The sequence below is a fragment of the Streptomyces sp. NPDC047072 genome, assembly GCF_040643855.1.
GTDB lineage: Bacteria > Actinomycetota > Actinomycetes > Streptomycetales > Streptomycetaceae > Streptomyces.
Genome location: NZ_JBEYVC010000004.1, coordinates 147,031 through 153,940, shown reverse-complemented (window position 1 = coordinate 153,940; position 6,910 = coordinate 147,031). Strand labels below are relative to the sequence as shown.

At 70.9% G+C, this 6,910-nt stretch carries 4 protein-coding genes; 1 reads left to right on the top strand and 3 read right to left on the bottom strand.

Annotation, left to right across the window (positions count from 1 at the left end):
• Positions 1-95: 95 nt before the first annotated feature.
• From ilvD to ABZ896_RS03310, 3 genes are all read right to left on the bottom strand, one after another.
• On the bottom strand, positions 96-1,949 hold the full coding sequence (ilvD, locus tag ABZ896_RS03320; protein WP_360921077.1) for a dihydroxy-acid dehydratase: 1,854 nt from the start codon (positions 1,947-1,949) through the stop codon (positions 96-98).
• 101 nt (positions 1,950-2,050) lie between these two features.
• Positions 2,051-2,662 carry a TetR family transcriptional regulator gene (locus ABZ896_RS03315; protein ID WP_360921074.1) on the bottom strand — a complete coding sequence of 204 codons (612 nt, stop codon included), beginning with the start codon at positions 2,660-2,662 and terminating at the stop codon, positions 2,051-2,053.
• On the bottom strand, positions 2,659-3,483 hold the full coding sequence (locus ABZ896_RS03310) for a sugar phosphate isomerase/epimerase (protein ID WP_360921071.1): 825 nt from the start codon (positions 3,481-3,483) through the stop codon (positions 2,659-2,661). Before ABZ896_RS03310 ends, ABZ896_RS03315 begins: the two co-directional genes overlap by 4 nt.
• 150 nt (positions 3,484-3,633) lie before the next feature.
• Between ABZ896_RS03310 and ABZ896_RS03305 the strand changes: the two genes are divergently transcribed.
• A complete protein-coding gene (locus ABZ896_RS03305) occupies positions 3,634-6,909 on the top strand; it encodes a GH92 family glycosyl hydrolase (RefSeq protein ID WP_360921068.1) in 3,276 nt (1,091 codons plus the stop codon).
• Position 6,910 lies beyond the last annotated feature (1 nt).

Below are 6,910 nucleotides of genomic sequence, written 5' to 3'. Positions count from 1 at the left end.
TGATCGGCCTGTCGGACACCCTGCGGGTGATGTACCGCGGCCGCCTGGTCGCCGACGCCGACCCCGCCACGATCACTCCCGAGGAGCTGGGCTCCTCAGCCCAGCTTCGAGACGTCCCGCACCGCGCCCTTGTCCGCGCTCGTGGCCATCGCGGCGTAGGCGCGGAGCGCGGCCGAGACCTTGCGTTCGCGGTTCTTCGGGGCGTAGGCGCCGCCGAGCGCTGCCTCGCGACGCGCGAGCTCGGCGTCGTCGACCAGGAGCTCGAGCGTGCGGCCCGGGATGTCGATGCGGATGCGGTCGCCGTCCTCGACGAGGGCGATGGTGCCGCCGCCCGCCGCCTCCGGGGAGGCGTGGCCGATGGAGAGGCCGGAGGTGCCGCCGGAGAAGCGGCCGTCGGTGATCAGGGCGCATGCCTTTCCGAGGCCGCGGCCCTTGAGGTACGACGTCGGGTAGAGCATCTCCTGCATGCCGGGGCCGCCCTTGGGGCCCTCGTAGCGGATGACGACGACGTCGCCCTCCTTGATCTCCTTCAGCAGGATCTTCTGGACGGCCTCCTCCTGGGACTCGCAGACCACCGCGGGGCCCTCGAAGCGCCAGATGGACTCGTCCACGCCGGCCGTCTTCACGACCGCGCCGTCGACCGCCAGGTTGCCCTTGAGGACCGCGAGGCCGCCATCCTTGGAGTACGCGTGCTCGGCCGAGCGGATGCAGCCCTCGGCGGCGTCCTCGTCCAGGGAGTCCCAGCGCTCGGACTGGGAGAAGGCCTCGGCGGAGCGGACGCAGCCCGGGGCCGCGTGCCACAGCTCCACGGCCTCCGGCGACGGGGAGCCGCCGCGCACGTCCCAGGTCTTGAGCCAGTCGGCGAGGGAGGGGCTGTGGACGGAGTGCACGTCCTCGTTGAGCAGGCCCGCGCGGTGCAGTTCGCCGAGGAGGGCCGGGATGCCGCCCGCGCGGTGCACGTCCTCCATGTAGTACGTGCGGTTCTTCGCGACGTTGGGGGCGACCTTCGCGAGGCAGGGGACCCGGCGGGAGACCGCGTCGATCTCGTTGAGGCCGAAGGGGACCTCCGCCTCCTGGGCCGCGGCCAGCAGGTGCAGGATCGTGTTGGTGGAACCGCCCATGGCGATGTCGAGAGCCATGGCGTTTTCGAAGGCCGCGAAGGAGGCGATCGAGCGCGGCAGGACCGTCTCGTCGTCCTGCTCGTAGTAGCGGCGGGTGATGTCCATCACGGTGTTGGCCGCGTCGACGTACAGCTGCTTGCGGGCCGTGTGGGTGGCGAGGACCGAGCCGTTGCCGGGGAGCGAGAGGCCGATGGCCTCCGTCAGGCAGTTCATCGAGTTGGCCGTGAACATGCCGGAACAGCTGCCGCAGGTCGGGCAGGCGTTCTCCTCGATACGGAGGATGTCCTCGTCGGAGATCTTGTCGTTGACGGCGTCGGAGATCGCGTCGACCAGGTCGAGGGTGCGGACCGTGCCGTCCACGAGGGTCGCGCGGCCGGACTCCATCGGGCCGCCGGAGACGAAGACCGTCGGGATGTTCAGGCGCAGGGCGGCGTTCAGCATGCCCGGCGTGATCTTGTCGCAGTTGGAGATGCAGACCAGGGCGTCGGCGCAGTGGGCCTCGACCATGTACTCGACCGAGTCCGCGATCAGGTCCCGGGAGGGGAGGCTGTACAGCATGCCGCCGTGGCCCATCGCGATGCCGTCGTCGACCGCGATGGTGTTGAACTCGCGCGGGATGCCGCCGGCCTCGACGATCGCCTCGGAGACGATCCGGCCGACCGGGGCGAGGTGGGTGTGGCCGGGGACGAACTCCGTGAAGGAGTTCGCGACGGCGATGATCGGCTTCCGTCCGATGTCCGCGCCGGGTACACCGGAGGCTCGCATAAGGGCGCGGGCGCCCGCCATGTTGCGGCCGTGGGTGACTGTGCGGGACCTCAGCTCGGGCATCGTCGCTCGCTCCTTCAGACAGTTCTGGCTGCTAACGAGCGTACGCCGGTCACACGGGATGCCGACGCGGTGTCCGGAATCCAAGACGCCGGTCTCAGGACTCAGGGGTGGGTCAGATGGCCCTGCACCACCGGCGCCACCCGCGCGATGATCACCTCGGGGTCCGCCGAGGCCAGCGGCTCCACCTTGATGACGTACCGCAGCATCGCCGTCCCGACGAGCTGCGCGGCCGCGAGTTCCGCGCGCAGTTCCGCGTCCGGGAGGTCGACCTGGGCGGCGACGCGGCGCAGCAGCTGGGAGGCGACCAGGCGGCGGAAGACGGCGGCCGCGGTCTCGTTGTTGACGGCGGAGCGGACGATCGCGAGCAGCGGCGCGCGCGTGGTGGGGTTCTCCCAGATGCCGAAGATGAAGCGGGTCAGGCGCTCGCCGACGCCGTCCAGCGGGCCGTCGGCGAGTGCCTCCGGTGCGTTCAGGGCGGGCGCGAAGGCGACCTCGATGGCGGCCGCGAAGACCTGCTCCTTGGTGCCGAAGTAGTGGTGGACCAGGGCCGAGTCGACCCCGGCGGCCTTGGCGATGCCGCGCACGGACGTCTTGTCGTAGCCCCGCTCGGAGAACTCCGCGCGGGCGGCGGCGAGGATCGCGTCCCGGGTGCCGGTGGCGTCCGATGCGGTACGACGGGGTCGGCCGCGCCCTCTGGTCGTGCTGTCGCTCACCGCCGCGGCACCTTCACCGGCGACGCCAGATGCAGTCGCGTGAAGGCGAGTGCCTCGGCGAGGTCGGCCTCGCGTTCCGCGCTGGACATCGCGCGCCGGGTGTTGACCTCGATGACGACATGGCCGTCGAAGCCGCCGAGCGCGAGCCGCTCCAGCAGCTCGGCGCAGGGCTGGCCGCCGCGGCCGGGCACGAGGTGCTCGTCCTTCGCGGAGCCCTTGCCGTCGGCGAGGTGGACGTGTCCGAGGCGGTCGCCCATGCGGTCGACCAGGTCCATCGCGTCGGTCCGGGAGGTCGCCGCGTGGCTGAGGTCGATCGTGAAGTGCCGGTAGTCGTCCTGGGTGACGTCCCAGTCGGGGGCGTAGGCGAGCATCTCGCGGTCGCGGTAGCGCCAGGGGTACATGTTCTCGACGGCGAACCGGACGTCCGTCTCGTTCGCCATCCGCCAGATCCCGCCGACGAAGTCCCGCGCGTACTGCCGCTGCCAGCGAAAGGGCGGGTGCACGACGACAGTGCTCGCGCCGAGCTTCTCGGCGGCCGCCTGGGCGCGCTGGAGCTTGACCCAGGGGTCCGTCGACCAGACCCGCTGGGTGATGAGCAGACAGGGCGCGTGCACCGCGAGGATGGGGACTGCGTGGTAGTCGGAGAGGCGGCGCAGGGCCTCGATGTCCTGGCTGACCGGGTCGGTCCACACCATGACCTCGACGCCGTCGTACCCGAGGCGTGCGGCGATCTCGAAGGCCGTCGCCGTCGACTCCGGGTAGACGGAGGCCGTCGAGAGGGCGACCTTCGCGTCCGGGATCCGTACGACTGGTTCTGCCACGGGGACAGCGTACGGGGTGCGTTCGGGTGAGACCGGGCGCCTCCTGGCCGTTGTGGCTTTCGCCATAGGAGTGGTCGCGAAGGAGACATCACGAGAAACTTGACGTCTCAATCAGGCGTTTGTGATCGCGTCGGCGGTTGACTGCCGCCCATGCACCCCCCACGCATCCGGTCCGCACGCGCGCGTACGGCGTTCACCGCCATGGCGCTCGGGGCGGTCCTCGTCACGTCCGCCCCCATGGCCCCCGCCCGCGCGGACGCCCCGGCCGATCTCGCCCGCTACGTGAACCCCTTCGTCGGTACCAGGCCCGGTGGCCCCGACTTCGGCACCGGCGGCGGTGCCGGGAACACCTTCCCCGGGGCGGTCGCCCCCTTCGGGATGGTCCACTGGAGCCCGGACACCGACCGTTCGCAGCCCGGCGGTTACTTCTACGACGACGACAAGGTCCGCGGCTTCAGCCTGACCCACCTCTCGGGCGCCGGCTGCTACGGCGCCCAGGACCTGCCCTTCATGCCGTACACGGGCGCGGTCACCACCTCCCCCGCCACCGACCCCCGCCATTACCTGGACGGCTTCTCGCACACCGCCGAGAAGGCCTCCCCCGGCTCCTACGACGTCACGCTCTCCTCCGGCACCAGGGTCGAGCTGACGGCCACTCAGCGGTCCGGCGCGGGCCGTTTCACCTACCCGGCGGGCGGCACCACCGCCTCCCTGCTGCTGAACGTCTCCGGCTCGATCGGCGGCGCGAACGACGCCCAGGCGACCATCGGCGAGGACCGCCGGACCATCACCGGCTCTGTGGCGAGCGGGAAGTTCTGCGGGGGCATCAACCGCTACCGCGTGTACTTCTCGGCCACCTTCGACCGCCCCTTCACCTCCGTGGGCACCTGGCACAACGACACGGTCTCCCCCGGCGACGAGGACGTCCGCGGGACCGCACGCGCCAAGGTCGACATGGATACGGCGGACAAGGCGAACAAGGCCGGCACGGAGCGCGGCGACCGGGTCGAGCACGACTCCGTCAGCGTCTCCGGCCCCGGTTCCGGCGCCTACGTCACCTTCGACACCGACGCGAACCGCTCGGTCGGCGTCAAGGTCGGGCTGTCGTACGTCAGTGTCGAGGGTGCCGCCGCCAACGCGCGGGCCGAGCAGGGGGCCGCGCGCTTCGACGAGATGGCCGCACGCGCGCGTGCCGCGTGGAACGAACGGCTGAACCAGATCCGGGTGGAGGGCGGCACCGAAGCCGAGCGCACCACCTTCTACACGGCCCTGTACCACTCGCTGATCCAGCCGAACGTCTTCGGCGACAGCGACGGCAGGTACATCGGCTTCGACGGGCGGATCCACCGGACCGGGACCGGACACGTCCAGTACGCCAACTTCTCCGGCTGGGACATCTACCGCTCCGAGGTGCAGCTCTTGGCGCTCCTCGCGCCGAAGGAGGCCGGTGACATCGCGCAGTCGATGTTCAACCAGGCCCACCAGGCGGGCGACGTCTGGGACCGCTGGTCGGTGAACAACGACTTCAACGGCGTCATGAATGGCGACCCCTACCACTCGGTCCTGGCGAGCATGTACGCCTTCGGGGCCACCGGATTCGACACCCGAGGGGCGCTCGCGTCGATGGTGAAGGGCGCGACCACCGTCCAGAAATCAAACGCACGCTATAAGGAGCGCTACGGACTCGCGGACTACCAGAGGCTCGGCTACCTCCCCGGGGACCCCTCCACGACCCTGGAGTACACGACCGCCGACTTCGGCATCGCCCAGCTCGCCGACCGGCTCGGGGACACCGCGACAAGGGCCGCGTTCATGAAGCGGGCGCAGTACTGGCAGAACCTCTTCAACCCGGCGAACGAGTCCCTCCAGCCGCGCAACAGGGACGGCTCCTTCGTGACGCCGTACGATCCGGCGGACTCCGGCTGGTGGATGGAGGGCAACGGCGCGCAGTACCAGTGGATGGTGCCGTACGACCTCGCCGGGCTCTTCCGCGCGGTGGGCGGCGACGAAGCGGCCGTGAAGCGGCTGGACACCTACTTCACGAAGCTCAACGCGGGCCCGCACGAGCCGTACGCCTTCCTCGGCAACGAGCCGTCCCTGAACGCCCCGTACGCGTACGCCTACGCGGGCGCCCCGTACCGCACCCAGGACGTCGTCCGGCGCGCCCTGAACACCCTCTACGGGCCCGGCCCGGCCGGTCTGGTCGGCAACGACGACCTGGGCACGATGTCCGCCTGGTACGTGTGGGGCGCGCTCGGCATGTACCCGCAGGTGCCGGGGCGGGCCGAACTGGTCCTCGCCAGCCCGCTGTTCACCAGGATCACCATCCACCGGGGCAGCGGACAGACCATCACCGTGAACGCGCCGGGAGCGTCCGCCGACACGTACTACGTGCGGTCCCTGAAGGTGAACGGCGCGGAGAGCGGGCGGGCCTGGCTGCCGGAGTCGTTCGTCGCCGACGGGGGCACCCTGGACTACACGTTGGGGACGTCACCGGACACGTCCTGGGGCAGCTCCGACGCCGAGGTGCCGCCTTCCTTCCGGGAGGGCGAGCAGCCGTACTTCACCGGTGTGGCACCGGCACGCGTACGCGTGCAGCCCGGCGAGACGTCTCCGAAGGTGACGCTCGACGTACGGTCGCTGCTCGGCGCGCAGAGCCGGCTGCGGTGGAAGGCGGCCGCTCCGGACGGGCTGACGGTCACGCCGTCCGAGGGGGAGCTGAGCGCGCCGGGCACGGCCTCTCTGAGCGTGACCGCTTCCGCCGGAGCCGCAGGCGGCTTCCGTACGGTGCCCGTGACCCTGGAGGACCCCTCCGGTACGGCCGTCGGGAAGACCTCGCTCGCCGTCACCGTCGCGCCTCGCGGGAGCCTGCTGTGGTCCCTCGACAACAACGGGATCTCCTCGGACGACACCGCGCCGACCGGGGACTTCGACGGGGGCGGGGCCAGCTACTCGGCCAAGGCGCTCGCCGACTCCGGGGTCGCGCCCGGCTCCACGGTGACCGCCGGGGGCTTCTCCTTCAGCTGGCCCCGGGTGAATCCCGGAGATCCCGACAACATCGTGGCCGCGGGCCAGGTCCTGGAGGTGTCCGGTACGGCGACGAAGCTCGCCCTCCTGGGCAGCGCCGGCAACGGATCGAGCAGCGGGACGCTCACGCTGACGTACACCGACGGGACGAGTGAGCGGGTGGGCGTCGGGTTCAGCGACTGGACGCTGGGCGGCGGGGCGCAGAAGCCGTCGTACGGCAATGTCGTGGCCGTTCGCAGCGCGTACCGGCTGTACTCGGGCGGTGTGGACGACGTGGACACCTATGTGTTCGCCACCGCGCCTATCGCGCTGGCCACGGGCAAGCAGCTGGGCAGTGTGACGCTGCCGGCGAGTACGAGCGGTGGCCGTATGCACGTCTTCGGGCTGGCCACCGCTTGAT